The sequence below is a fragment of the Micromonospora sp. WMMD754 genome (assembly GCF_049315235.1).
GTDB lineage: Bacteria > Actinomycetota > Actinomycetes > Mycobacteriales > Micromonosporaceae > Micromonospora > Micromonospora sediminicola.
Genome location: NZ_CP186058.1, coordinates 2,900,716 through 2,925,819 on the forward strand (window position 1 = coordinate 2,900,716; position 25,104 = coordinate 2,925,819).

General features: G+C 74.3%; 24 protein-coding genes. 19 read left to right on the forward strand and 5 right to left on the reverse strand.

Annotated elements, in window-relative coordinates:
- Positions 1-9: 9 nt before the first annotated feature.
- Positions 10-1,047, reverse strand: a complete 1,038-nt coding sequence (locus ACN27B_RS14220; protein WP_422745368.1) for a hypothetical protein — start codon at positions 1,045-1,047, stop codon at positions 10-12.
- An 85-nt stretch (positions 1,048-1,132) separates the two neighbouring features.
- Here ACN27B_RS14220 and ACN27B_RS14225 point away from each other — a divergent pair, with 85 nt between their 5' ends.
- Positions 1,133-2,173: a S66 family peptidase gene (locus tag ACN27B_RS14225; RefSeq protein WP_099162556.1), complete on the forward strand. Its 1,041-nt coding sequence runs from the start codon at positions 1,133-1,135 to the stop codon at positions 2,171-2,173.
- Between the two features lie 22 nt (positions 2,174-2,195).
- On the opposite strand, the gene ACN27B_RS14230 is transcribed toward ACN27B_RS14225, so the two are convergent.
- Complete coding sequence (locus tag ACN27B_RS14230) at positions 2,196-3,107, reverse strand: cyclase family protein (RefSeq protein ID WP_099162555.1); 912 nt, start codon at positions 3,105-3,107, stop codon at positions 2,196-2,198.
- A 262-nt stretch (positions 3,108-3,369) separates the two neighbouring features.
- Entirely contained in the window at positions 3,370-4,284 is a 915-nt protein-coding gene (locus ACN27B_RS14235; RefSeq protein ID WP_099162554.1) for a helix-turn-helix domain-containing protein, read from the reverse strand.
- Between the two features lie 131 nt (positions 4,285-4,415).
- Here ACN27B_RS14235 and mfd point away from each other — a divergent pair, with 131 nt between their 5' ends.
- The 4 genes from mfd (at position 4,416) to ACN27B_RS14255 (ending at position 11,988) form a co-directional block, all read left to right on the forward strand.
- Positions 4,416-8,072, forward strand: coding sequence for a transcription-repair coupling factor (mfd, locus tag ACN27B_RS14240; protein ID WP_422745372.1), 3,657 nt, complete (start codon positions 4,416-4,418; stop codon positions 8,070-8,072).
- A 215-nt stretch (positions 8,073-8,287) separates the two neighbouring features.
- Positions 8,288-9,079, forward strand: coding sequence for a hypothetical protein (locus tag ACN27B_RS14245; RefSeq protein ID WP_422745374.1), 792 nt, complete (start codon positions 8,288-8,290; stop codon positions 9,077-9,079).
- Between the two features lie 2 nt (positions 9,080-9,081).
- On the forward strand, positions 9,082-10,071 hold the full coding sequence (locus ACN27B_RS14250; RefSeq protein WP_422745377.1) for a nucleoside triphosphate pyrophosphohydrolase: 990 nt from the start codon (positions 9,082-9,084) through the stop codon (positions 10,069-10,071).
- Positions 10,072-10,368: 297 nt separating this feature from the next.
- Positions 10,369-11,988, forward strand: coding sequence for a DUF885 domain-containing protein (locus ACN27B_RS14255; protein ID WP_422745379.1), 1,620 nt, complete (start codon positions 10,369-10,371; stop codon positions 11,986-11,988).
- A gap of 4 nt (positions 11,989-11,992) precedes the next feature.
- Here ACN27B_RS14255 and nudC read toward each other — a convergent pair whose 3' ends face one another.
- Together nudC and ACN27B_RS14265 are read right to left on the reverse strand one after the other, a co-directional pair.
- Complete coding sequence (gene nudC / locus ACN27B_RS14260; protein WP_422745381.1) at positions 11,993-12,859, reverse strand: NAD(+) diphosphatase; 867 nt, start codon at positions 12,857-12,859, stop codon at positions 11,993-11,995.
- Positions 12,856-13,548 carry a hypothetical protein gene (locus ACN27B_RS14265; RefSeq protein WP_422745383.1) on the reverse strand — a complete coding sequence of 231 codons (693 nt, stop codon included), beginning with the start codon at positions 13,546-13,548 and terminating at the stop codon, positions 12,856-12,858. Before ACN27B_RS14265 ends, nudC begins: the two co-directional genes overlap by 4 nt.
- A gap of 213 nt (positions 13,549-13,761) precedes the next feature.
- On the opposite strand from ACN27B_RS14265, the gene eno reads away from it, so the two are divergent.
- The 14 genes from eno (at position 13,762) to ACN27B_RS14335 (ending at position 25,030) form a co-directional block, all read left to right on the forward strand.
- Positions 13,762-15,045 carry a phosphopyruvate hydratase gene (eno, locus tag ACN27B_RS14270; RefSeq protein ID WP_099162548.1) on the forward strand — a complete coding sequence of 428 codons (1,284 nt, stop codon included), beginning with the start codon at positions 13,762-13,764 and terminating at the stop codon, positions 15,043-15,045.
- A 29-nt stretch (positions 15,046-15,074) separates the two neighbouring features.
- Positions 15,075-15,710: a septum formation initiator family protein gene (locus tag ACN27B_RS14275; RefSeq protein WP_396822366.1), complete on the forward strand. Its 636-nt coding sequence runs from the start codon at positions 15,075-15,077 to the stop codon at positions 15,708-15,710.
- Positions 15,711-15,732: 22 nt separating this feature from the next.
- Positions 15,733-16,290, forward strand: a complete 558-nt coding sequence (locus ACN27B_RS14280) for a DUF501 domain-containing protein (RefSeq protein WP_099162547.1) — start codon at positions 15,733-15,735, stop codon at positions 16,288-16,290.
- Position 16,291: 1 nt separating this feature from the next.
- Complete coding sequence (locus tag ACN27B_RS14285) at positions 16,292-16,804, forward strand: amino-acid N-acetyltransferase (RefSeq protein ID WP_099162546.1); 513 nt, start codon at positions 16,292-16,294, stop codon at positions 16,802-16,804.
- 42 nt (positions 16,805-16,846) lie between these two features.
- On the forward strand, positions 16,847-17,776 hold the full coding sequence (locus ACN27B_RS14290) for an exopolyphosphatase (protein ID WP_422745971.1): 930 nt from the start codon (positions 16,847-16,849) through the stop codon (positions 17,774-17,776).
- Positions 17,777-17,855: 79 nt separating this feature from the next.
- A complete protein-coding gene (locus tag ACN27B_RS14295) occupies positions 17,856-18,188 on the forward strand; it encodes a PadR family transcriptional regulator (RefSeq protein WP_091581984.1) in 333 nt (110 codons plus the stop codon).
- On the forward strand, positions 18,185-19,099 hold the full coding sequence (locus ACN27B_RS14300; protein WP_422745388.1) for an HAAS signaling domain-containing protein: 915 nt from the start codon (positions 18,185-18,187) through the stop codon (positions 19,097-19,099). The genes ACN27B_RS14295 and ACN27B_RS14300 overlap by 4 nt, the downstream gene beginning before the upstream one ends.
- A 259-nt stretch (positions 19,100-19,358) precedes the next feature.
- A complete protein-coding gene (locus ACN27B_RS14305) occupies positions 19,359-20,045 on the forward strand; it encodes a dienelactone hydrolase family protein (RefSeq protein WP_099162544.1) in 687 nt (228 codons plus the stop codon).
- A 19-nt stretch (positions 20,046-20,064) separates the two neighbouring features.
- Positions 20,065-20,778 (forward strand): uracil-DNA glycosylase, encoded by a 714-nt coding sequence (locus tag ACN27B_RS14310; RefSeq protein WP_099162543.1) that lies wholly within the window; start codon positions 20,065-20,067, stop codon positions 20,776-20,778.
- 20 nt (positions 20,779-20,798) lie between these two features.
- On the forward strand, positions 20,799-21,530 hold the full coding sequence (locus ACN27B_RS14315) for a DUF4129 domain-containing protein (RefSeq protein ID WP_098743670.1): 732 nt from the start codon (positions 20,799-20,801) through the stop codon (positions 21,528-21,530).
- Positions 21,527-22,108, forward strand: coding sequence for a hypothetical protein (locus ACN27B_RS14320; RefSeq protein ID WP_422745391.1), 582 nt, complete (start codon positions 21,527-21,529; stop codon positions 22,106-22,108). Before ACN27B_RS14315 ends, ACN27B_RS14320 begins: the two co-directional genes overlap by 4 nt.
- Positions 22,108-23,106, forward strand: coding sequence for an AAA family ATPase (locus ACN27B_RS14325; protein WP_091581964.1), 999 nt, complete (start codon positions 22,108-22,110; stop codon positions 23,104-23,106). Before ACN27B_RS14320 ends, ACN27B_RS14325 begins: the two co-directional genes overlap by 1 nt.
- Positions 23,106-24,470, forward strand: coding sequence for a DUF58 domain-containing protein (locus ACN27B_RS14330; RefSeq protein WP_099162541.1), 1,365 nt, complete (start codon positions 23,106-23,108; stop codon positions 24,468-24,470). Before ACN27B_RS14325 ends, ACN27B_RS14330 begins: the two co-directional genes overlap by 1 nt.
- Positions 24,467-25,030 carry a hypothetical protein gene (locus ACN27B_RS14335; protein ID WP_396822370.1) on the forward strand — a complete coding sequence of 188 codons (564 nt, stop codon included), beginning with the start codon at positions 24,467-24,469 and terminating at the stop codon, positions 25,028-25,030. Before ACN27B_RS14330 ends, ACN27B_RS14335 begins: the two co-directional genes overlap by 4 nt.
- Positions 25,031-25,104 lie beyond the last annotated feature (74 nt).

The following is a 25,104-nucleotide window of genomic DNA, read 5'->3' on the forward strand; positions in this document are numbered from 1 at the left end:
GCCGGCGGGTCAGCGGCCGGCGACGGCGTGGCGTCCCGCACCGGTCCGCGCGGCCCGGCGGCGGGCCCGGAACATCGTGGCGGTGAGCAGACCGGCCAGGCCGGCGACCACCCAGACCAGCAGCCCGGTCAGCGCCCAGCCGCCGCCGCGCCAGTCGAAGTAGATGGCCGACTTGAGCAGGTCGGTGGCGAGCCCGGGGACGTTCCAGCGGTGCATCCCACGCAGGAACGGCGGCAGGAACTCGGGCGCGTAGATGCCCCCGGAGCCGGGGTTGCCGAGCACCACCAGCAGCAGGATCACGATGCCGGTGCCGAGCAGCCCGAGCCACGCCTGCACGGCCGCCGCGACCATCCCGGCCGCGAACGCGGCCAGCGCGCCCACCACCGCGATGGTTCCCACGTCGTGCGGGAAGACGTCCAGCACCGGCCCGACCAGCACCGCCCCGATGATGCCGAGCAGGACGGAGTGGACGGCGAGCGTGGCGATCCGCAACCCGGCCCGGCGCAGGCTGCCCGGGCTGGTGCCGAGCGAGATGCCCAGCGCCGTGGAGGCCAGGTAGCCGCCGAGGACCACGCCGACCGCCAGGTAGAACGGGACCAGGCCGCGCGGGTCGCCGCCGGAGACCGGCACCTCGTCGGTGACCGCCAGCGGCACGCCGGCCTGCCGGGCCGCCTCGGTGAACACCTCGGTGACGAGTTCGGTGGCGGCGGGCGCGCCGGCGCTGGCCGTGGCCAGGGTCAGGCCGCCGTCCGGGGCGGAGCCGAGCACGGCGTACACCGAGCGGTCGTCGAGGCCGTCGTCGGCACGTTCCCGGCTGTCGTACCCGACGGGTTTGACGACGTCGGTGCGGGCGCGGACGGCCGACATCACGGCCTGCGCCTGCTGGTCGGTCGTCACCACGGCGACCGGCACGTCCTTCGGGTCCGGCTTGTGCAACGCGCCGACGTAGGCGGCGATGAACGCGCTGGCCAGCGCCAGGGTGCCGAGGACCAGCGCCGCCGTGCGGGGCAGCCAGTCCCGGGTACGCAGCTCCGCCTCGTCGTCCACGGGCCCAGCCTATTGCCGGCATATGCCCGGCTCGTGGCGTTTCGCCGGGCGGAAATCGCTGGTGCCGGCCGATAGCGTTCGGATCATGACGCCGCCGCGCTGTCCCACCAAGCCGAAGCCGGGCGACCGGGTCGCCGTCGTCTCACCCTCCGCCGGCCTGCCGGGCCTCTTCCCGCACGTGTACGAGCTGGGCCTGCGCCGGCTCCGCGACGAGCTGGGGCTGGAGCCGGTGGAATATCCGACCACCCGGCGGATGGGCGCCGACCCCCGGGACCGGGCCCGGGACCTGACCGCCGCGTTCGCGGACCCGACGGTCACCGCGGTGCTCGCCACCATCGGCGGGGACGACCTGATCACGGTCACCCCGTTCCTCGACGACGAGGTGATCCGGGCCAACCCGAAGCCCTACTTCGGCTACTCCGACAACACCAACGTGCTCAACCACCTGCACAGGCTGGGGATCGTCGCCTACCACGGCGGCTCGGTGCTGGTGCACCTCGGCCGGCCGGGCAGCCCGCACCCGCTGACGCTCGACTCGCTGCGCGCCGCGCTGTTCACCTCCGGCTGGTACGACCTGGCCCCGGCCGCCGAGTGGGGCGACGAGACGCTCGACTGGGGCGACCCGCAGACGTTGACCGAGGAGCCGCCGATGCTCCCGGGCGAGGGCTGGCGCTGGCACGGGCCGGATCGGGTCGTGACGGGCCGGACCTGGGGCGGCAACCTGGAGATCGTGCACTGGTTGGCCGCCGCCGACCGGGTCCCGTCCGCCGCCGAGCTGGCCGGCTCGGTGCTGCTCGTGGAGACCTCGGAGGAGATGCCGCCGGCCGAGGAGGTCTTCCGGATGATGCGGAACCTGGGCGAGCGCGGGCTGCTCGCCGGTTGCCCGGCGATCGTGGTCGGCCGCCCCAAGGCGTGGAACTTCGACCGCCGACTGTCGGTCCCGGAACGGCTGGCCTGGGCCGAGGAGCAGCGGGCGGCGATCCTGCGGGCGCTCGGGCCGTACGCCGACGACCCGGTGGTGGTCTTCGACGTCGACCTGGGTCACACCGACCCGCAACTGATCGTCCCGTACGGCGGGGAGATCCGGGTGGACGCGGTCGAACGCCGCATCGCGGTCCACTACTGACGCCGTCCCCGCTCCGGCCGGGTCAGCCGTCGAGGACGGCGAAGGCGCGGACCGGGAAGGTGCCCATGCCGGCCACCCGCGGCGGTGCGGCGGTGAACCGGAAACCGGTCGGCGGCAGCGCGCCCAGGCCGGTCAGGTGCTCCACGATCGGGATGCCGGCGGCCAGCAGGGCGCTGTGCGCCGGTCGTTCGCCGGCCGCCGCCGGGGTCATGTCGTCGATGTTGATCGAGTCGATGCCGACCAGCGCCGCACCGGCCTCGACCAGCCAGTCGGCGCCGTCCGCGGTCAGGTAGGGCGCCTCCGGGCCGGCGTACGCGTCGGTGCCGAAGTGCGCGTCCCAGCCGGTGTCCAGCAGCACCGCCCGCCCGGTGACCTCGTAGGGGGCGAGGAGCAGCCGGTCCACCGCCCGGGTGCCGGCGGGGACGCGCACCACCAGGCCGGGCAGGTCGGCCAGCCGGTCCAGCGGGATCCCGGTCAGATCGGGCCCGTCGGCCCAGCGGTGCGCCGGCGTGTCGACGTAGGTGCCGGTGTTGGCGATCATGTCGATCCGCGCGACGTGGAACTCGACGCCCGGCGCGTACCGCTCCCGGGACGCCTCCCGGGTCAGCCAGTCGGTGATCCGCGGCGCCGGCCAGCCGGGCAGCGTGACCAGGCCGTCGGTGATCTCGTGGCTCAGCTCGACCAGGCGCCGCCCGCCGGGGGCCGCGGCGGGGACGCCGCGCCCGCCCTTGTGCGGCTCCTCCACCACGGTCCGGTTGCTGATCCGCACCTCGCCGACCATGAGCAGCCCGAGGTGCCGCACGAGCAGCGCCGCCAACTCGTCGTCGGTGATCCCCGGGCCCGGCACGTCCAGCCGGAAACCCTCGGTACGCAGCCCACCGCCGTTGGCGAAGCGGACCTCGGCGTCGAAGACCGCCCGGTATTCCCCCGTCATGCCTCCACCGCACCATGTCGACGCGCCCCGGTCAAGATCATGGGGGAGGTGCCGCAGGGGGGAGTGCGGCACCTCCGCGGCACGCCGTGAACCGGCGGCGCAGGACCGGCTTCGGGTGTCGGGCCTCCCCGAACAGGCCCGCGTACCCCTGGCCGGGTCGCCATCTCCCCATGGCGACCCGGGCCGGGCTGACGGGATCCATCCTCGCCGGACCCGACCGGGCGGTTCTTGAAGAATCTTGCTCGGATCGTCGAGCGAACGTTCAGGCGGCGTCCAGGTCGGCCTCGCCGGCGGCGAAGAGCCGGCGCAGCCGGGCCGGCGGGTGCCCCACCTGTTCCCGGACCACCCGGGTCAGGTGCGCCTGGTCCGCGAAGCCGTACGTGGCGGCGACCTCGCCCAGCGGCGGGCCGTCGCCGTCGGCCAGCACGTCGAGCAGGGAGCGCACCCGCAGCCGGTTCCGGTATGCGGTGAGGCTCTGCCCGGTGACCCGCTGGAACACTCGGCTCAGGTGGTGCGGTGAGCAGCCCACCTGGGCGGCGACGTCGGTCAGTCCGAGCCGGGAGTCGGACGCGGCCAGCACCTCGCGCGCCCGGTCGGCCAGCCGGCGGTGCGCGGCGAGCGTGGCCGGTCGGCGCCGGACCGCCCGTTCGATCTCGGCTCCCGGCTCGCCCGCGCCGACCGGGCTGGCCGCCAGCAGCCGGCCCAGGAAGCGGTGCACCCGCTCGGTGAACTCGAACCGGTCCAGCCCGGCCGTCGCGCGGGCCACCAGCATCCGGTGCTCCAGGTCGAGCCGCTCGTCGACGCTGCCGTCCCAGCCGCGCCGACCCAGCCACCGGTCGGTGTCCGGCCGCTCGCCGAGCAGCTCCGGGGACAGCTCCAGACAGGTGTAGACGTCGCCGTCACCCAGCGGGTGCGCGGCGTACATCTCGTCGCCGGGGCGGGTGAGCAGGACCGAGGTGGCGTCCACCACGCTGAGCTGGCCGTTGAGCCGGCGCAGGGAGACCCCCGAGCGGCCGAGGAAGACCCGGTGCCCCAGGTCCCGCGCCGGCCCGTGCCAGCCTGGGTCCTCGACCACGCACCGCACCTGGTAGAGCAGCATGCCGGGGGCGACCCCGAGGACCCGCCAGCGGCCCGGCGTGGTTCGGGTCCGGGGATCACTACCGACCTGTTCCGGCATTGCCCGTCCCCTCCCGGCCTACGCGGTGCCACCGGAGATTGTCCCCGGCGCGGGATAGTCTCGACAGGTGCACCCCCCGTCCGGCTGGACGCGGGGTCCTCGTCGTGTCGAGCCGCTGGAAGTGATCACTGATGCTCACCGGACTCTTCTCCGCCGCCCTGGCCGACCCCGGGCTGGCCCGGGCGCGTGACCTGGCGCGCTCCGGTGCCGCCCGGGTCGACGGCCTCGACCTGACCGCTCCCGCCGCGCTGCGCCCGTTCGCGGTGGCCGCCGTCGCCGCCGACGAGCCGGCCGGCGGCGCGGGCCGGCCGGTGCTCGCGGTCACCGCCACCACCCGCGAGGCCGACGACCTGGCCTCCGCGCTGGGCAGCCTGCTGCCGCCGGAGCAGGTGGCGGTCTTCCCGTCCTGGGAGACGCTGCCGCACGAGCGGCTCTCGCCCCGCTCCGACACGGTCGGGCGGCGGCTCGCGGTGCTGCGTCGGCTGGCCCACCCCGACTCGGCCGACGCGCACGGGCGCACCGGGCCGCTGCGGGTGGTCGTGGCGCCGGTGCGGTCGTTGCTCCAGCCGCAGCTCAAGGGCCTCGGCGACCTCGAACCGGTGCAGCTCGCCGCCGGGGACGAGGCCGACCTGGAGGAGGTCGCCCGCCGGCTCACCGACATGGCGTACGCCCGGGTCGACCTGGTCACCAAGCGCGGCGAGTTCGCCGTGCGCGGCGGCATCCTGGACGTCTTCCCGCCCACCGACGAACACCCGTCCCGGGTCGAGTTCTGGGGCGACGAGGTGGAGGAGATCCGCACCTTCGCCGTCGCCGACCAGCGCACCATCGAGGGTGTCGCGCAGCTCTGGGCGCCGCCGTGCCGGGAGCTGCTGCTCACCCCGTCGGTCCGGAAGCGGGCCGCCGCGCTCGCCGCCGAGCATCCCGAGCTGGCCGAGATCCTGGACAAGCTGGCCGAGGGCATCCCGGTCGAGGGGATGGAGTCGCTGGCCCCGGCCCTGATCGGCGCCGACGCGCTGGAGCTGCTGGTCGACTGCATGCCGGCCGGCACCCACCTGCTGCTCTGCGACCCGGAGCGGATCCGCACCCGGGCGCACGACCTGGTCCGTACCTCGGAGGAGTTCCTCCAGGCCAGCTGGGCCGCAGCCGCCGTCGGCGGCCAGGCCCCGGTCGACCTCGGCGCCGCCGCCTTCAAGACCCTGGCCGAGGTACGCACGGCGGCCCGCGCCCTGGGCCAGCCCTGGTGGACGCTCGCCCCGTTCGGTCTGGTCGAGGCCGACGCGGCGCCGGCCCGGCAGCCCTGGGAGGACGCGCCGACGGAGGTCGACGTCACCCCGGACGACGCCATCGCGGTGACCCTGGCCGCCCAGCCCGCCCCGCTCTACCACGGCGAGACCGCCCGGGTGGTCGACGACCTGAAGCGCTGGGCCGGTGAGGGCTGGTCGATCGCGCTGGTCTTCGAGGGCCACGGCCCCGCCCAGCGGGCCGTCGAGGTGCTCCGCGACGCCGGCCTCGGCGCCCGGCTCACCGAGGAGGTGCCCGCCGCGCCCGCCCCGGGCGAGGTGCTCGTCTCCTGCGGCTGCCTGACCGCCGGGTTCGTCGACGAGGCGTCGAAGTTCGTGCTGCTGACCGGCGACGACGTCACCGGCGGCCGGGGCACCTCCACCCGCGACATGCGCAAGATGCCCAGCCGGCGACGCAACACCATCGACCCGCTGGAGCTGAAGGCCGGCGACTTCGTGGTGCACGAGCAGCACGGCATCGGCCGCTACGTCGAGCTGGTGCAGCGCACGGTCAACGGCGCCAGCCGCGAATACCTGGTCATCGAGTACGCCGCGAGCAAGCGTGGCCAGCCCGGCGACCGCCTCTTCGTCCCCACCGACCAGCTCGACCAGCTCTCCCGCTACGTCGGCGGCGAGCAGCCCACGCTGCACAAGATGGGTGGCTCGGACTGGCAGAAGTCCAAGGCCCGGGCGCGCAAGGCGGTCCGCGAGATCGCCGCCCAGCTGATCCAGCTCTACGCCGCGCGCAAGGCGTCCAAGGGGCACAACTTCGGTCCGGATACCCCCTGGCAGCGGGAGCTGGAGGACGCCTTCCCCTGGCAGGAGACGCCGGACCAGATGGCCGCCATCGAGGAGGTCAAGCGGGACATGGAGCAGACCGTCCCGATGGACCGGCTGATCTGCGGCGACGTGGGCTACGGCAAGACCGAGATCGCGGTGCGGGCGGCGTTCAAGGCGGTGCAGGACGGCAAGCAGGTGGCGGTGCTGGTGCCCACCACCCTGCTGGTGCAGCAGCACTACAACACGTTCGCCGAGCGGATGAGCCAGTTCCCGGTCAACATCCGGCAGCTCTCCCGGTTCCAGACCCCGAAGGAGTCCGAGCGGACGCTGGAGATGGTCGCCGACGGCAGCGTCGACATCGTCATCGGTACCCACCGGCTGCTCCAGGCGGCCACCCGGTTCAAGCAGCTCGGGCTGGTCATCATCGACGAGGAGCAGCGCTTCGGCGTCGAGCACAAGGAGCACCTGAAGACGCTGCGCGCCTCGGTCGACGTGCTCGCCATGTCGGCCACCCCGATCCCCCGGACGCTGGAGATGGCGATCACCGGCATCCGGGAGATGTCCACCATCGCCACCCCGCCGGAGGAGCGGCACCCGGTGCTGACGTTCGTCGGGGCGTACGACGACCGGCAGGTGGCCGCCTCCATCCACCGTGAGCTGCTGCGCGACGGTCAGGTCTTCTACCTGCACAACCGGGTCGAGTCGATCGACCGGGCGGCCCGCCGGATCCGCGAGCTGGTGCCCGAGGCCCGGGTGGCGGTGGCGCACGGCCAGATGGGCGAGGAGGCGCTGGAGAAGGTGATGGTCGGCTTTTGGGAGAAGGAGTTCGACGTCCTCGTCTGCACCACGATCGTCGAGTCCGGCATCGACATCCCCAACGCCAACACGCTGATCGTCGAGCGCGCCGACCTGCTCGGCCTGGCCCAGCTGCACCAGATCCGGGGCCGGGTCGGCCGGGGCCGGGAGCGGGCCTACGCCTACTTCCTCTACCCGGCGGACAAGCCGCTGACGGAGAACGCACACGAGCGGCTGGCCACCATCGCGCAGCACACCGAGCTGGGCGCCGGCATGTACGTGGCGATGAAGGACCTGGAGATCCGGGGCGCCGGCAACCTGCTCGGCGGCGAGCAGTCCGGCCACATCGAGGGCGTCGGCTTCGACCTGTACGTCCGGATGGTCGGCGAGGCGGTCTCCGCGTTCAAGGGTGAGCACCAGGAGGAGGAGACCGAGGTCAAGGTCGACCTGCCGATCGACGCGCACCTGCCGCACGACTACGTCGGGGTGGAGCGGCTGCGGTTGGAGATGTACCGCAAGCTCGCCGAGGCCCGCGACTCCGAGCGGCTGCGCGAGGTGGTCGCCGAGATGACCGACCGCTACGGCGAGCCGCCCGCGCCGGTGCAGAACCTGGTGGCGGTGGCGCGGTTCCGGCTGCTGGCCCGCCGCTACGGCCTCACCGACGTCTCGATGCAGGGCAAGCACATCCGGTTCGGCCCGCTGCCGCTGCCCGACTCGAAGCAGATGCGGCTCAAGCGCTACCACCCGGACTCGGTCTACAAGCAGGCGCTCGACCAGGTCAGCGTGCCGCGACCGAGCACCCGCCGGATCGGCGGCGAGCCGCTGCGCGACCAGGCGCTGCTGGAGTGGTGCGGTCAGCTCCTCTCGGATGTCCTGGGCGAGCCCGAGGAGCTGGCCGGTTCTGCCAGCCCCGCAGTGGCGAGCGGACGGTGACACAGCGAGCCCGAGGAGCTGGCCGGTTCTGCCAGCCCCGCAGTGGCGAGCGGACGGTGACACAGCGAGCCCGAGGAGCTGGCCGGTTCTGCCAGCCCCGCAGTGGCGAGCGGACGGTGACACAGCGAGCCGGCGGCGGCGCAGCCGGCCGGGGCGGGGGCGCGGTGAGGTGGGCGGCGTCACAGGCGGGTACGGGGCGTGAGAGAGTGACCGTCATGCGTGCTCGCCGTCTCCTCGCCGCCACCAGCGTCGCGGCCCTCGCCGCGCTCTCCCTCACCGCCTGTGGCCGGTCCGCCCCGGACGTCGCCGCCTACGTCGGTGACCGGACCTACTCCGTCGACCGGGTGGACACGATCCACGACGAGGCCCAGACCGCGTACGCGGCCTCGGTGCGCGACGCCGCGGCACAGCAGGGCGCGACCCCGTCGCCGGAGCAGCTCAAGCTGAACGTGGACCGCCAGGACGTCCTCAACCTGCTGGTCGGCATCGACCTGGGCAAGCGGGTCGCCGAGGAGAAGAAGATCCCGGTGCAGGACCAGCTCACCGCCGAGCAGCTCGGCAAGGAACTGGGCGTGCCCAACACCGAGTACGCGACGCTCGCCGCCGAGTGGTACGACCTCTACCTGGCCCTGGAGCGCGGCCTGCCGCCGGCGGAGCTGAGCGACGGGTCACGGACCGACCTGTACGACGCGCTGGTCAAGGCCGGGGTGGCCCCGGCCGGGTGGTCGGCCGAGGAGCAGCGCAAGCAGTTCGCCGAGGCCGCCTTCACCCGGCAGGTCGGCGCGGTGAGCGTGGCGCTGCGGGACGAGGTGCGCAAGCTCGACGTGACCGTCAACCCGCGCTTCCCGACGTTGGAGATCCCGGCGCTGCTCCAGACGCAGGGCGGGTTCCGTCAGTACGACCTGCCGTACGTGGACGGCGCGGACCAGGTGACCGACATCTCCACCCCGGAACCGGAGTCGACCGGGCCGGAGTCGGTCGAGCCGAACGCGTCGGTGGCGCCCTGAGCATGACGGCACGCATCGTCCTGCTGGTCACCTCGCCCCGGCTGCCCGCCGGCCTGCTGACCTCGGCCGCCTGGGACGCCGTACGCTCCGCGCCGGTCTTCGCCGGCGCGGAGAGCGAGCTGACCCGGGTGGTCCGGATGGCCGGCGCCGAGGTGAGCGTGCTGACCGAGGGCGCGACGCAGGCGCTGCTGGACGCGGTGTCGGCGCACGGTGGCGCGGTGTGGCTGGCCGGCCCGACCGGTGACGAGTCGCTCGCCCGCGAGCTGGGGTTGCGGCTGGCCCGCGAGCCGGGCCTGGCCGAGATGGAGCTGATGTACGGCTCGTGGGACCCGCCCGGCGCCCGGCTGCTCGACGCGGTCGAGGTGATGGACCGGCTGGCCTCGCCCGGCGGCGACCCGTGGAAGCGGGCGCAGACCCACCGCAGCCTGGCCGGGTTCCTGCTCGAGGAGTGCTACGAGGCGTACGACGCGATCAGCGCCGACGACACCGACGCGCTGCGTGAGGAGCTGGGCGACGTGCTGCTCCAGGTGCTGCTGCACGCCCGGCTGGCGGAGAACCTGCCGGAGGGCGAGAGCTGGACCGTCGACGACGTGGCCGGTGGCCTGGTCGACAAGATGGTGCGGCGCAACCCGCACGTGTTCTCCGGCGAGCGGGCCGGCTCGATCGAGGAGATCGAGGCGAACTGGGAGCGGATCAAGCGGGCCGAGAAGACCCGCGACTCGGTGCTGGACGGCATCGCGTTGAGCCAGCCCGCGCTGGCCCTGGCCGCGAAGATCCTGGACCGGGCCGGTCGGGTCGGGCTGGCCGTGCCGCCGCCGCTGGCCGAGTCCCAGGTGGACGCGGAGGCGCGCCTCGGCGCGAGCCTGCTGTCCACGGTCGCGGCCGCCCGGCAGGCCGGCATCGACCCGGAGGCGGCGCTCCGGCGCGCCACCCTGGCGTACGCCGACGCCGTCCGCGCCGCCGAACGCACCACCACCAACCCTCCCGCCTGACCCCCACCCCGGCGATCTTGCACTTGCGGCCCTCCCGACGTCGCAGACACCCATTCGCCGGGGCGCACAGTGCAAGATCGCCGAGGCTGTCCGCCCAGCCCGGCCCCATCGACCAAGCCCCGCCGGGAAGCGAGACTCGCGGTCCACATCGCGCTCGGCCGGGGCGGGGGACCCGATTCGGTGACCGAGGAGTTGGTGTCGGGAGGGGCGCCGACGGAGACGCGAACTCCTTGATCAACGCGGCGGCGGGGGCAGTGGGAGGGCGGGGCCCGGCGGCGCGGTCGGTAGGGTTTCGGTATGGAAGCGTTCGTGCCGCTGGCGGAGCGGATCGTCGAGGCGTTGCTGGAGAGCCGGCCCGGGCTGGCCACCGCCGCCGGAGACCACCGCTACGACGACCGGCTGCCCGACCTCTCCGCCGACGCGCTCGCCGCCGACCAGGCGATGCTGAAGGACGCGGCCGACGCGCTCTCCGAGATCGACCCGGACACGCTCGACGTCGAGGAGAGCGTCGACCACGCGCTGCTCAGCAGCCTGGTCGACCGCGGGCTGTTCGAGGCGACCGAGATCCGCGGTCACGAGTGGGACCCGCTGCGCCACAATCCCGGCCCGCTGCTGCACGCGTTGCTGGCCCGCCCCTACGCCCCGGTCGAGGAGCGCCTGACCCACCTGGCGGGGCGCCTCGCCGCCGTACCGGACGCCCTGGCCACCGCGCGCGCGACGCTGCGCGACATGCCGCGGATCCACGCCGAGACGGCGGTCGGGCAGTTCACCGGCACCGCGGCCCTGGTCCGCGACGAGGTGCCCGCGCTGCTCGCCCAGGCGCCCGCGTTGCGGGACCGGGTCGGGCCGGCCGCCACGGCGGCGATCGCCTCGCTCGACGAGTTCGTGGCCTGGCTGCGCGCGGGGCTGGCCGCCGACGCCGGTCCCGGGCGTGACCCCCGGCTGGGCCGGCGACGCTGGGAGGCGCGGCTCTGGCACACGCTCGACACCGAGCTGGGCGCCGCCGAGGTCCAGCGCCGCGCCTGGGCCAACCTCGACCGGGTCACCGAGGAGATCCGGGCGGCGGCCGTCGAGCTGGTCGGCGGTCCGGCCGACGACGAGACGGTACGCCGGGCGCTGGACCTGCTCGCCGCCGAGCACCCGGACGACGCCACCATCGTCGACCTCGCCTCCGTCACGCTCGACGAGGCGAGTGACTTCGTCCGTCGGCACGACCTGGTGAGCCTGGTCGACGACCCGTGCGTGATCCAGGAGATGCCGGAGTTCGCCCGGGGGGTGGCGGTGGCCTACTGCGACTCGCCCGGCCCCCTGGAGACGGCCGACGTGCCGACGTTCTACTGCATCGCGCCCACCCCGGCGGACTGGCCGGCGCAGCGGGTCGAGTCGTTCTACCGGGAGTACAACGACCACATGATCCGCAACCTGACCGTGCACGAGGCGATGCCGGGTCACTTCCTCCAGCTCGCCCACGCGCGGCGACACGCCGGCCCGACCCGGGTGCGCGCGCTCACCGAGTCGGGTGTGTTCATCGAGGGCTGGGCGGTCTACACCGAGGAGCTGATGGCGGGCCTCGGCTTCGGTGGGCTGCCGGTGCGCCTGCAACAGCTCAAGATGCAGCTCCGGATGACCATCAACGCGCTGCTGGACCAGCTCGTGCACTGCGACGACCTGCCCGAGTCGGAGGCGATGGCGCTGATGACCGGGCGCGGCTTCCAGGAGGAGGGCGAGGCGGCCGGCAAGTGGCGGCGGGCGTTGCTCACCTCCACCCAGCTCTCCACCTACTTCGTCGGCTACAGCGAGATGGCCGACATCGCCGCCGCGCGACCCGCCGACGTGCCGGTCCGGGAGTGGCACGACGCCATGCTGGCGCACGACTGCCCGCCCCCGCGCCACCTGCGCACGCTGCTGGGGCTCTGACGGGTCAACCGCGCGCGACCACCGCGTCGATCAGCCAGCGGGACAGGGAGTACGCCGGCGGCAGCTCGGCCGGTAACGAGTCCACCGGGAACCAGCGGGCCGCGGTCAGCTCCGCCCGGTCGACCACCGGCTCCGCGGCCGGATCGGTCACGGCGGCGGTGAAACCGGCGAGCAGCGTGCCCGGCCCGGACAGCGCCCACGGCTGGCTGTCCACGTACGCGGGGCGGTCCAGCGTCAGGCCGACCTCCTCGGCGACCTCGCGGTGCACCGCCGCCTCCAGCGACTCGCCCGCCTCGACGAAGCCGGCGACGAGCGCCCACAGCTCCGTCGGCCCGTGGGCGTGCCGGACCAGCAGAAGCTCGCCCGGGCGGGTGATCGCGGTCAGCACCGCGACGGACAGCGGCACGTACACGGTCAGCCCGCACGTCGGGCAGCGCCGCGCGGTCTCGCCCGGCACGTCGGCCAGCTCGGCCCGGCAGGCCCCGCACCACCGGTGCGTACGCCGCCAGGTGACCACGGCGAGCGCGCGCCCCGCCAGGTCCGCCGCGGCGGCGGGTAGTTCGGCCGCGAGGCCGCGCCAGCTGCGCCACCGGCCGGGCAGGGACTCCGGGTCGCTGACCTCGGTCGCCCAGGCCGGCACCCCGTCCAGCGTGCCGACCGCCACCCAGCCGGTCCGGGCGGGCAGTTCGCCGATCCGTGGCAGTCGACCGTCGGCGCCGGTCAGCAGCTTCCGCCCGGCCACGGCGAGGGCCAGGTCGTCCGGGTCCGGCGGCCGGCCGTGGTCGGCGGCGGGACGGAAGCCCTCCGCGCCCGTCCGGCCCGCTGCGCCGGCGGCGTGGGGTGCGGGGGTTCCGGCGCCGCCGTGGTTCACGACGTGATGGTGCGGCGGTCGACCACGCCGGCGCCGGCCGGCACCGCGAACGCGGCGGCCTCGACCGTCTCGGTGTAGCGGCTCAGCGTCACCTCGGCCGGCTTACCGTCGAGCCGGCCGGTGAAGCTGCCCAGCACCCCCTCGTTGGTCACGCAGGCGGTGAAGCGTTCCCCGGCGTTCGTGACGTCGACGCAGGTGGCGTGGTGCCCGGCCAGCGTGGTGTCGCTCTGCGTGATGACCGCCTCGGGCCGCAGCGCGGCATCGGTGAGCAGCCGGATCACCGCCGGTGGGGTGACCAGGCCCTGCTTGCGGGCCTCGTCGTAGACGATCACCGACGGCTTGCCGGCGGTGAGCAACGGCGGGGACACGGTGCAGGAGGTGCGGGCGGCGGTGCTCGCGCACCGGGTCACCGCCTCCTGGGTCACCGTGATCTTGCCGCCGGGCCAGGTGTAGGTGGAGCGGAGCGGCTCCTCGGTCTGGGCGATCGAGGCGGTCCGCCCGCCGTCGAGCTGGTATTCCGCGGCCCAGGTCTGCTCCAGCGCCCGGTCCATCCGCGCGGCGAGGTCGTTGACCAGATCGGCCCGCCCGAGGGCGACCCCCGCGTCGTCCAGGGCCTGGCATCCGGTGACCGAGAGCGACACGATGACCGAGGCGGCGAGCACACGGAGAGTCGTCGAGGCGGCAGGCATGATGCCCAGCCTTGTCGATCGACGCAACCTCTCGCAAACCCGTTGCCGGTTGACGCCCGGTAATCCGGGAATGTCCGTCTCAGCTCGCGCCGTGGGGTCCGCCCCGAGCGGCGTACGGGAGGGCGGGGACCGATACGCTGCGTTCAACACCTGCCTCAGCCGCACCGTCGCGGCCCATACCGGACCGGAACCACACAAACGAGGAGCGACTCAGTGGCAACCATCGAGGGAATCGTCGCCCGGGAGATCCTGGACTCGCGGGGCAACCCGACGGTCGAGGTCGAGGTCGGGCTCGACGACGGCACGATCGCCCGCGCCGCGGTGCCGTCCGGCGCCTCCACCGGCGCCTTCGAGGCGGTCGAGCTGCGCGACGGTGACTCCGACCGCTACCTGGGCAAGGGCGTCGAGAAGGCCGTCGCCAACATCGAGGACCGGATCGTCGACCAGCTCATCGGCTACGAGGCCAGTGAGCAGCGGCTGATCGACCAGAAGATGATCGACATCGACGGCTCGGACAACAAGGGCGAGCTGGGCGCCAACGCCATCCTCGGCGTCTCCCTGGCCGTGGCGAAGGCCGCCGCCGGCAGCGCCGAGCTGAGCCTCTTCCGCTACCTGGGCGGCCCGAACGCGCACCTGCTCCCGGTGCCGATGATGAACATCCTCAACGGTGGCGCGCACGCCGACTCGAACGTCGACATCCAGGAGTTCATGATCGCGCCGATCGGCGCGCCGACGTTCCGGGACGCGCTGCGCTCCGGCGCCGAGGTCTACCACGCGCTGAAGACGGTGCTGAAGAAGAAGGACCTGTCGACCGGGCTCGGCGACGAGGGCGGCTTCGCCCCGAACCTGCCCACCAACGCCGCCGCGCTGGACCTGATCGCCGAGGCGGTCGAGAAGGCCGGCTACCGGCTCGGCACCGACATCGTCTTCGCGCTCGACGTGGCCGCCACCGAGTTCTTCGACAACGGCAGCTACACGTTCGAGGGCAGCGCCAAGAGCGCCGAGGAGATGAGCAACTACTACACCAAGCTGGCCGGCGACTACCCGATCGTGTCCATCGAGGACCCGCTGGCCGAGGACGACTGGAGCGGCTGGGCCACCCTGACCGCCGCGCTGGGCGACCGGATCCAGATCGTCGGCGACGACCTGTTCGTGACCAACCCGCAGCGCATCGCCCGGGGCATCGCCGAGCAGGCCGCCAACGCGGTGCTGGTCAAGGTCAACCAGATCGGCTCGCTCACCGAGACGCTCGACGCCGTGGACCTGGCCCACCGGGCCGGCTTCAGGTGCATGATGAGCCACCGTTCCGGCGAGACCGAGGACACCACCATCGCCGACCTGGCGGTCGCCACCGGCTGCGGGCAGATCAAGACCGGCGCGCCGGCCCGCTCCGACCGGGTGGCCAAGTACAACCAGCTGCTCCGGATCGAGGAGGAGCTGGCCGACGCGGCGCGGTACGCCGGCGCCGGCGCGTTCCCGCGTTACCGTTCGGCCTGAGGCCGACGCTCCGGGGGAGGGGTGTGACGATGCAGCAGCGCCGCACACCGGGCGGCCAACGCCCCGCCCGTCGGCCGGGTCAGGCCGGCCGGGCGGGCGGTGCCCGGGTCCGGTCCACGGCCCGTGACGGCGGCGTCCGCGCCGAGCAGCGGGCCGCCGGCCGGTCACCCGGCACGTCCCGCGCCACCGACGGCGTACGCTCCGCGAGCCGCCCGGCCGCGGCTCGGCGTACCGCGGCCGGTGGCGCGGTCAAGCGGCTCACCGCACCCCAACCCCGGCGCTTCACCGGGCGCGCCACCGTGCTGTTCGCGGTGCTGATCGCGCTCGCCCTGGCATACACCTATCCGGTCCGGGTCTACCTGGACCAGCAGGCCGACATCGAGCGGATGGAAGCCGCGCAGGCCGCGCAGCGGGCCGAGATCGAGCGGCTCACCGCCGAGGCGGCCAAGTGGAAGGACCCGGAGTACGTCAAGACGCAGGCCCGGGAGCGCTTCTTCATGGGCAAGCCCGGCGAGACGCTGCTGGTGGTGCTCTCCGACCCGGACGGCGCCGCCAAGGACGCCGGCAAGGGCGCGAAGGCGGGGGCGCCGAGGCCGCCCGACCCCTGGTACGACACCCTGTGGTCGAGCGTGCAGGCGGCCAACGCCGAGCGCCGCGACAAGTGAGCACCACACGAGAGGTCCTGTTGTGAGCGTCGAACCACCGCTGGAGCCGGCGGCGGACTCCGTACCCCTGCCGGAACGTCAGCCGGCCACCGAGGCCGACCTGGCCGCGGTGGCCACGCAGCTCGGCCGCCCGCCTCGCGGCACCCGGGCGGTGGCCCACCGATGCCCGTGCGGCCTGCCCGACGTGGTGGAGACGACGCCCCGGCTGGCCGACGGCACGCCCTTCCCGACGCTGTTCTACCTGACCTGCCCGCGGGCCACGGCGGCGTGCAGCCGGCTGGAGTCGGCCGGGCTGATGAAGGAGATGGCCGACCGGTTGGCCGAGGACCCGGAGCTGGCCGCGCGGTACCGGGCCGCGCACGAGGACTACCTGGCCCGCCGGGAGGCGATCGGTGAGGTGCCGGAGATCGCCGGCATCTCGGCCGGCGGCATGCCGGGACGGGTGAAGTGCCTGCACGTGCACCTGGGCCACGCGCTCGGCGCCGGCCCGGGGGTGAACCCGTTCGGCGACGAGACGCTGGCTCTGGTGGAGAAGTGGTGGGCCGCCGGCCCCTGCGTGGACGTGCCCGCGGCGGAGTGAGGTGAGCACCGTCGACGAGGTCGTGGTCCGCCGCGCCCGCACCGGTGACGTACGCGGCATCCGCCGGCTGGTCGACACCTACACCGACGACCGGCGCCTGCTCAGCAAGGCCACCGTGACGCTCTACGAGGACGTGCAGGAGTTCCGGGTGGCGGTCACCGGGGACGGCACGGTGGTCGGGTGCGGCGCGCTGCACGTGATGTGGGAGGACCTGGCGGAGATCCGCACGGTGGCGGTCGACCCGTCCTGCCGGGGTCACCGGATCGGTCACCGGATCGTCGGCGAGCTGATCGACGCGGCGCGGGAGATCGGCGTCGCGCGGATCTTCGTGCTCACGTTCGAGACCCGGTTCTTCGGCAGCTTCGGGTTCCGCGAGATCGACGGCGCCCCGGTCCCGCAGCCGGTCTACGAGCAGTTGCTCCGCTCGTACGACGAGGGTGTGGCGGAGTTCCTCGACCTGGAACGGGTCAAGCCCAACACCCTGGGCAACAGCCGCATGCTCCTCCGCCTCTGACCCCGGCCGGGCTGCCGTAGGGTGGCAGCCGTGAGCGCGCGTGTGGCTGCCATCGACTGTGGGACCAACTCGATCCGACTGCTGGTCGCGGACCTGCCGGATCCGTCCGCGGGGGAGTCGGCGCCGCTGGTGGACGTGAGCCGGCGGATGGAGATCGTCCGGCTGGGGCAGGGGGTCGACCGCACCGGCCGGCTCGCGCCGGAGGCGATCGAGCGGACCCGGGTGGCGCTGGCCGACTACGCGGCCGAGATCGACAAGCTCGGCGCCGACCGGGTGCGGATGTGCGCCACCTCGGCCTCACGCGACGCCTCCAACGCCGGCGACTTCCGCGACATGGTGGAGCGCACCCTCGGCGTGCCGCCGGAGGTGGTGACCGGCGACGAGGAGGCCCGGCTGTCGTTCACCGGCGCGGTCCGTGGCCTGCGCGCCGACGCCGAACCGCCGTACCTGGTGGTCGACATCGGCGGCGGCTCGACCGAGTTCGTCGTCGGCACCCGCACCGAGGGTGTGCGCGGCGCGATCTCGGTGGACATCGGCTGCGTCCGGATGACCGAACGGCACCTGCACGGCGACCCGCCGACCCCGGCGCAGATCGCCGCCGCCGAGGCGGACGTCGCGGCGGCGGTGGACCGGGCGCTGGCCGCCGTGCCCGGCCGGGAGGCCGCCACGCTGGTCGGGCTCGCCGGCTCGGTCACCACAGTGGTGGCCCTGGCCGAAGGGCTCCGGGAGTACGACCCGGGCCGGATCCACCACGCCCGCGTCCCCTACGAGCGGGTGGCCTCGGTGACCGCCTACCTGCTCGGCGCGACCCGGGAACAGCGGCTGGCCGAGCCGGTGATGCATCCCGGCCGGGCCGACGTGATCGGCGCCGGCGCGCTGGTGCTCCGCGTGATCATGGAGCGGGCCGGGATGCCCTCCGTCGTCGCCTCCGAGCACGACATCCTCGACGGCATCGCCTGGAGCCTCGCCTAACTCCCACCCCGCCGCATCGACCGTTGCCGGCGGGGTGTCCTGTTGACGGTATTCCGTAATGCGCACTAGTGTGCGGAGCGTGGATACGACGCAGCTCCTCAAGGGTGTCCTCGACCTCGCGGTGCTCGCCGTGCTCAAGGACGAGGACGGGTACGGCTACGACATCCTGCGCCGGCTGCGCGAGGCGGGCCTGACCGAGGTCGGCGACGCCTCGGTCTACGGCACGCTGCGTCGGCTCTTCGCGGCCGGCCTGCTGACCACGTACGTGGTGCCGAGCGAGTCCGGACCGCACCGCAAGTACTACTCGTTGAACGCCTCGGGGCGGGACCAGCTCACCCGCTCCGGCAAGACCTGGCGCTCGTTCGCCACCACCATGGACGCACTGCTCGACGATCGGGGGATGGCGGCATGACCGTCACTGGGCAGGAGATCACGGACTACGTCGACCGGGTGCGGGCCGCGCTCGCCGACCTGCCGCCGGCTCGGCGGGACGAGTTGACCGAGGACCTCGCGGAGCACCTGGCCGAGGTCGCCGCCGAGGGCGAGGGCGCCCTGGTCGACCGGCTGGGCCCGCCGGAGGCGTACGCGGCGGAGCTGCGGACCGCGGCGGGCGCGGAGCCGGGCGGGCGGCCGGTCCGCCTGCGCCGGCTGTCCGCCGCGCGCGACAACGCGGTCACCCAACTGCGCCTGCTCGACCGCCAGCTCGGCCCGGTGCTCGGTCACGAGACGGTGAGCGACTTCCTGCGCCCGCTACGCCCGGCCTGGTGGTTGGTACGCGGCTGGCTGGCCGCCCTGCTCGTGGCCGCGATGACGGACGGGCAGGTCGGCCTGGCGCCGCGGCTCGGCACCAACACCTCCGCCGGGTTGCTGGTGCTCATCGGCGCGGTCGTCGCGTCGGTGTGGTGGGGCCACCGTTCCGCCGGCCTCACCGGGTGGCCGCGACGGCTGCACCACCTGGGCACCGCCGCGCTGCTGTTGTTCTCGGTCGCCGTGCTCGCCGAGGTGGACCAGCGCGCCGGCGGCGGCAGCCCCGCCGACTACGAGCAGGTGGCGGTGGATCGCCGGTACGACCGGATCGAGGACGTCTTCGTCTACGACCAGCAGGGACGCCTGATCCGCGACGCGCAGCTCTTCGACCAGAACGGCGTGCCGATCCGGCTCGGCTGGCCGAACTGCCTGGACTCGTCCGGCGCCGTGCCGGCGCCGCGCAACGCCTACCCGTACTGCCCGGAACTGGCACCGTTCGGGCCGCCGGAAGCGCCGTCACCCGCCCCGCCCGCGCCGACCGAGAGCGCCACGCCCGCGCCGACGCCGACGCGCTGAGTCCGGCCGCGCCGGTCGGTCCGGTCCCGGCACCCACGATCCACGCCTGTCGAGCTGAGTCGCTGACGACATCAGCTCGACAGGCGTCTCGACGCACGCACGCCGCCGCGGAAGGTGCTCCCGCCCGGCGGGTCGACAGGAGGTGAATGCCACTGTTCTTCCGTCTTCCCCGGGCCGGTGACCGCGTGGCACGCTACCGGCACGTAACACCCAACTGTGCGACCAGCCAACGATGACTGACCGCTAGGAGGACGGGCCCATGGGCGAGATGGTGAGCTTCACCGGCAACGGGGGGACGAGCGAGGGGTATCTCGCGATACCCTCCGGCGGTGTGGCGAGCCCGGCGGTCATCGTCATCCAGGACTGGTGGGGCCTGGTGCCCCACGTGCGGGCCGTGGTCGACCGTTTCGCCGACGCCGGTTTCGTCGCCCTCGCGCCCGACTTCCGGCACGGCGGCCCGGCCAGCAAGCCGACCGAGCCGCGGCAGATGCTGAACAGCACCCAGATGGACGAGGCGGCGAGCGACATCGCGGCCGCCGCCGAATACCTGGCGAGCCGGCCCGAGGTCGCCGGCAAGGTGGGCTGCGCCGGCTTCTGCGCGGGCGCCAGCCTGGCCCTGTGGTCCGGCACCTTCTCCGAGCGCATCGTCGCCACCGCCGGCTTCTACCCCCGCCTGCCCTGGGAGGGCATGGCCACCGACTGGGCCGGCTACGCGGGGAAGGCCTCCCTCATCCACTGCTCCGAGGCCGACGGCCTCTCCGCCGCCGACGGGGTGCAGAGCGTACGCCGGTCCATCGAGGCCGCCGGGGGGACCTGCCAGACGTTCGACTACCCGGGCACCGCGCACGCGTTCTTCAACGAGGACCGGCCGGAGCACTTCGACCAGCGGGCCGCCGCCACCGCCTGGGCCCGCACCCTGGAACTGTTCCGGGCGAAGCTTGGCTGAGTCGCGTACCCCCGGCGAGGTGGTCGCCCGCGCCGCGCGGGCGACCGACCTGACCGACCTCGACGGCGCGGTCAGCGACTGCTTCGCCTGCCCCCGCCTGGTGACGTGGCGGGAGGAGGTGGCCCGGGTCAAGCGGGCCGCGTTCCGCGACCAGGACTACTGGGGACGGCCGGTGCCCGGCTTCGGCCCACCGGACGCGCGCATCGCGATCCTCGGCCTGGCGCCGGCCGCGCACGGCGGCAACCGCACCGGGCGGATCTTCACCGGGGACCGGTCGGGGGACGTGCTCTTCGCCGCGCTGCACCGGGCCGGGCTGGCCAACCAACCGACCAGTGTGTCCGCCGACGACGGCCTCGCGCTCCGCGACACCCGCATCTTCGCCGCCGTGCGGTGCGCCCCACCGGACAACAAGCCCACCCCGGCCGAGCGGGACACGTGCGCGCCGTGGCTGCACCGGGAGGTCGAACTGGTACGCCCCACCGTGCGCGTGGTGGTCGCGCTGGGCGCGTTCGCCTGGGCCGCGTGGTGGCCGGTGCTGCGGCACGTGTACGGGCAGCGCCCGCCCACACCGCGCCCGGCGTTCGGCCATGGGGCACACTGGTCCGGCGAGTCGGTGCCGACGTTGCTCGGCTGCTATCACGTCAGCCAGCAGAACACGTTCACCGGCCGGCTCACGCCGGCGATGCTCGACGACGTGTTCACCCGGGCGAAGCACCTGGCCGGGGTGGACTGAGGAACACCTGAGGCGGTGGGATGGACTTCGGCGTACTGCGCCGGTGGTGGCCGGTCGCGGCGGTGACGGCGCTGCTCGCGGTCGCCGCGCTCGCCGCCGGGCACTCGGCCATCGGCGCCAGCCGGATCCCGCCCGCCGCCGACACCATCCCGTACGTGCCGGAGTACCCCTCGGAGACGCCCTCGTTCCCGGTCGAGCCCCGGCAGGCCGGCGAGCAGACCTCCGGCGGGATACCGGACTGGCTGGTCACCGTCGCCATGGCGCTGCTCGCCGCGGTCGTGCTGGCCGTCGTCGGATACGTGCTCTGGACGGTCGTCGGCGGCGCGCTGCGGCGGACCACCCGCGCGGTGCCCGCGCAACGGGCCCGGCGCACCGCCGCGGGCACCGCCCGCGAGGTGATGGCGGCCCTGGACGCCGGACTGGTCGAACTGGACGACCGGTCCACCGACCCGCGCACCGCGGTGATCGCCTGCTGGGTCCGCCTGGAGGAAGCGGCCGAGGAGGCCGGCGTGCCGCGGCACACCGGGGACACCCCCACCGACCTGGTCGGTCGGCTGCTGCGCGGTGACCCGGCGGCGGGCATCCCGGCCATCGCCAGCGCCGACGTGCTGGACGGTTTCGCGCACGTCTACCGGGAGGCCCGCTATGCCACCCACCCGGTCGACGAGCGCACCCGGGACCAGGCCCGGGCCGCGTTGCGCCGCCTGCGCGGCGAGCTGACCAGCGTGGTGGCCGGGGAGGTCCCGGCATGAGCACCAGCATCGACGACCTGCTCGCGTTCGGCGACGAACCCGCCGGGGAGGCCGAGCGACCCTCGGGCGGCCGGGCGCGCTGGCTGCTGCGGACCGCCGCGGTGACCGCCGCCGTCGTGGCGGTGGTCATGGTCGCGTTGAGCGCCGTCGGCCTGCGGGTGCCGATCTGGATCATCGTCGCGGGGGTGCTCGCCGTGCTCGCCGTACGCCGGGTCACCGCCGCGCTCTCACCCCCGCCCCCGCCCCGCGCCGGCGTCCGGACCCCCGTCGGGGAGGAACCGGGCACCTGGAACTGGTCCTCGCGGGACGCGTTGCGTACCGCGATCAACGGGTGGGAGCGTCCGTTGGACTGGTGCGGCGGCAACCGCGAGCGGTTCACCGAGCGGGTGCTGCCCCGCCTGGGCGAGCTGGCCGACGAGCGGCTGAGCCAGCGGCACGGGGTGACCCGCGAGTCCGACCCGGCGCGGGCCCGCGCGCTGCTGGGCGAGCAGCTCTGGACGTTCCTCGGCACCCCCGCCCGCCGCCCACCGTCGCCGCGCGACCTCGCGGCGATCGTCGCCGAACTGGAGAAGATCTGATGAACGACGTCGACCGGAGCATGCCCCCCGCCGAGGTGGGCCGGCTCGCCCGGGCCGTCCTGGACGCGGTCGGCACCGTCGTGGTGGGCAAGCGTGAGGCGCTGGAACTGGTCCTGGCCGGCATCCTCGCCGGCGGTCACGTGCTGCTGGAGGACCTGCCCGGCCTGGGCAAGACGCTCACCGCGCGGTCCTTCGCACAGGCGCTCGGGTTGGACTTCCGCCGGCTCCAGTTCACTCCGGACCTGCTGCCCGCCGACGTCACCGGCTCCTTCCTCTACGACCAGCGCACCGGCGACTTCTCCTTCCGCGCCGGGCCCGTCTTCACCAACCTGCTGCTCGCCGACGAGATCAACCGGACGCCGCCGAAGACCCAGTCGGCGCTGCTGGAGGCGATGCAGGAGAAGCAGGTGTCGGTGGAGGGCGTGACCTACCGGCTGGACGAGCCGTTCCACGTGCTGGCCACCGCCAACCCGATCGAGTACGAGGGCACCTACCCGCTGCCCGAGGCGCAGCTCGACCGGTTCCTGCTGCGGGTCTCGTTCGGCTACCCGAACCACGACGAGGAGTGGGAGGTGCTGCGCCGGCGGGTCGCCCGCCGCCGCGAGGAGGCCGAGATCACCCCGGTGGTGGACGCCGGCACGCTGCGCGCCATGCAGGCCGCGCTGGAGGACGTGGTCGTCGAGGACTCGGTCGGCCGCTACATCGTGGCGCTCACCTCGGCCACCCGGGACCACCCGTCGGTGCTGGTCGGCGCGTCCCCGCGCGGCTCGCTGGCGCTGCTGCTGCTGTCCCGGGTGCGGGCGGTGCTGGCGAACCGGGACTACGTGGTGCCGGAGGACGTCAAGGCGGTGGCGGCGCCCGCGCTGGCGCACCGGATCACGCTGCGGCCGGAGATGTGGCTGCGCCGGGTCGACCCGTCCTTCGTGGTCGGTGAGGTGCTGGAGTCGACGCCGGCCCCGGCCAGCGGCGCGCTGCCCAGCTACGCCGCCGGGCGCTGATGGACGCCCGGGCCGAGCCGGCGAGCGGTTGGGCGCCCACCTGGGCGCTCGGCCGGGCCGTGCTGCTCACCGGCGTCCTGCTCGTCACCGGTGTGCTGCTCGGCCGGATCGACCTGGTGGTGCTGGCCACGCCGTTCGCGCTGGGCACCGCGTACGCGCTGCGCCGCCGCCCGGCCGCGCAGCCGGAGCTGGAGCTGGGCGTCGGGGACACCCACCTGGTCGAGGGCGGGCCGATGGCCGCCACCGTGGCGGTGAGCAATCCGGACTCGGTCGGCTACGACATCGCTGTGGTGCGCACCCGGATGTCCCGGTGGCTGCGGGTGGAGCAGGTCGGCTTCGGCGGCTCCGGGCTGGACGTGCGCGGGGCCGGCGGCGCGGACCGCCCGTTCGTCACCTCGGTGCCCCGGGGCACCGCGGTCGACCTGGAGCTGACCGGCACCGCGCTGCGCTGGGGTCGGCACCCGATCGGTCCGGCCGGGGCCCGGGTCGCCGCCGCCGACGGGCTGCTGGTGTCCCGGGCGGTGATCACCGACCCGATCCGGGCCCGGGTCTACCCGCGGACCGAGCCGTTCGACGCGGTCGAGGCGATGCCCCGGGCCGCCGGGCTGGTCGGCGGGCACCGGTCGCGGCGCCCGGGGGAGGGCGGCGAGTTGGCCGGCGTACGGGTCTTCGCGCCCGGTGACCGGCTGCGCCGGGTCGACTGGCGGGTGTCCCTGCGCGCCCGTCAGCTGCACGTCGCGGCCACCCTCTCCGACCGGGACGCCGAAGTGGTGGTGCTGCTGGACGTGCTGGCCGAGGCGGGCCGTTCCGGCGGGGTGGGCGGCGCCGCCTCGGTGCTCGACACCACGGTCCGGGCCGCCGCCGCGATCGCCGAGCACTACCTGCACCGGGGCGACCGGGTGGCGCTGCTGGAGTACGGCCCGACGGCCCGGCGGCTGCGCCCGGCGACCGGTCGGCGGCAGTACCTGACCGCGCTGGAGTGGCTGCTCGACGTGCACGCCGAGTCCTCCCCGCACGAGCCGTACGACCAGATCTTCGGCCCGCAGGTGCTCTCCTCGGACGCGCTGGTGGTGGTGCTCACCCCGCTGCTCGACGAGCGGTCGGCCCAGATGCTCGCCCGGCTGGCCCGGGGCGGGCGGTTCGTGGTGGCGGTGGACACGCTGCCGACCGAACTGCCGGTGCCCAAGGAGCGTGGGTGGGCCGAGGTGGCGTACCGGCTGTGGCGGCTGGACCGGGACACGATGATCGGCCAGCTCCGCGAGCACGGGGTGCCGGTGGTGCGGTGGGCCGGCGCCGGCAGCCTGGACGAGGTACTGCGGGACGTGGCCCGGCTGGCCACCGCACCGAGGGCGGGTTTCTCATGACCGACGCGCTGATCGAGCGGGTCCGGGCGGTGCGGTACGCCGCCGCCCGGGTCAGCCCGCTGCCGCTGCTGGTGCGCGGCGGCATCTTCCTCGTCGTGCTGGCCGGCTTCCTGCTCGCGTACCCGGTGCAGGCCCTGACCCCGCGGTCGCTGCTGGCGCTGACCATCGCCGCGGTGCTGCCGGCGGTCGGGCCGAGGCGGGTCTGGCCGACGTTCACCGCGCTGGTGACGGTCGCCGGCTGGCTGCTGGCCACGCTCGGCTTCGATCGGCCGCCGGCGCTGTGGCGGTTGCTGGCGGTCGCCACGCTGCTCTACCTGGCGCACACCCTCTGCGCGCTCGCCGCGCTGCTGCCCTACGACGGGTTGATCGACCCGGACCTGGTGCTGCGGTGGCTGGCCCGGGCCGGCGGCGTGGTGCTGGCCAGCGCCGTGGTCGGCATCGTGCTGGCCTGGCTCGGCGGGGTCGGCGGGTCCGCGGGCTCGCAGGTGGCGACGGTGGTGGGGCTGCTGGTCGCGGTGGGGCTGAGCGCGCTGCTGGGGTGGCTGCTGCGTCGCAGATGACGGGACACCCCGGGACGTTGCGCAGGTCACACGGGTTGTGCTCCGTCACAGATGGGGGTCTCGCGCGGGATTAC

Bases quoted from the DNA above. Each gene is read 5' to 3' on its own strand.
- ACN27B_RS14225 (WP_099162556.1), top strand. From the start codon at position 1,133: ATGACGCCGCCGCGCTGTCCCACCAAGCCGAAGCCGGGCGACCGGGTC.
- ACN27B_RS14230 (WP_099162555.1), bottom strand. From the start codon at position 3,107: ATGACGGGGGAATACCGGGCGGTCTTCGACGCCGAGGTCCGCTTCGCC.
- ACN27B_RS14235 (WP_099162554.1), bottom strand. From the start codon at position 4,284: ATGCCGGAACAGGTCGGTAGTGATCCCCGGACCCGAACCACGCCGGGC.
- mfd (WP_422745372.1), top strand. From the start codon at position 4,416: ATGCTCACCGGACTCTTCTCCGCCGCCCTGGCCGACCCCGGGCTGGCC.
- ACN27B_RS14245 (WP_422745374.1), top strand. From the start codon at position 8,288: ATGCGTGCTCGCCGTCTCCTCGCCGCCACCAGCGTCGCGGCCCTCGCC.
- ACN27B_RS14250 (WP_422745377.1), top strand. From the start codon at position 9,082: ATGACGGCACGCATCGTCCTGCTGGTCACCTCGCCCCGGCTGCCCGCC.
- ACN27B_RS14255 (WP_422745379.1), top strand. From the start codon at position 10,369: ATGGAAGCGTTCGTGCCGCTGGCGGAGCGGATCGTCGAGGCGTTGCTG.
- ACN27B_RS14265 (WP_422745383.1), bottom strand. From the start codon at position 13,548: ATGCCTGCCGCCTCGACGACTCTCCGTGTGCTCGCCGCCTCGGTCATC.
- ACN27B_RS14275 (WP_396822366.1), top strand. From the start codon at position 15,075: ATGCAGCAGCGCCGCACACCGGGCGGCCAACGCCCCGCCCGTCGGCCG.
- ACN27B_RS14300 (WP_422745388.1), top strand. From the start codon at position 18,185: ATGACCGTCACTGGGCAGGAGATCACGGACTACGTCGACCGGGTGCGG.
- ACN27B_RS14305 (WP_099162544.1), top strand. From the start codon at position 19,359: ATGGGCGAGATGGTGAGCTTCACCGGCAACGGGGGGACGAGCGAGGGG.
- ACN27B_RS14315 (WP_098743670.1), top strand. From the start codon at position 20,799: ATGGACTTCGGCGTACTGCGCCGGTGGTGGCCGGTCGCGGCGGTGACG.
- ACN27B_RS14320 (WP_422745391.1), top strand. From the start codon at position 21,527: ATGAGCACCAGCATCGACGACCTGCTCGCGTTCGGCGACGAACCCGCC.
- ACN27B_RS14325 (WP_091581964.1), top strand. From the start codon at position 22,108: ATGAACGACGTCGACCGGAGCATGCCCCCCGCCGAGGTGGGCCGGCTC.
- ACN27B_RS14330 (WP_099162541.1), top strand. From the start codon at position 23,106: ATGGACGCCCGGGCCGAGCCGGCGAGCGGTTGGGCGCCCACCTGGGCG.
- ACN27B_RS14335 (WP_396822370.1), top strand. From the start codon at position 24,467: ATGACCGACGCGCTGATCGAGCGGGTCCGGGCGGTGCGGTACGCCGCC.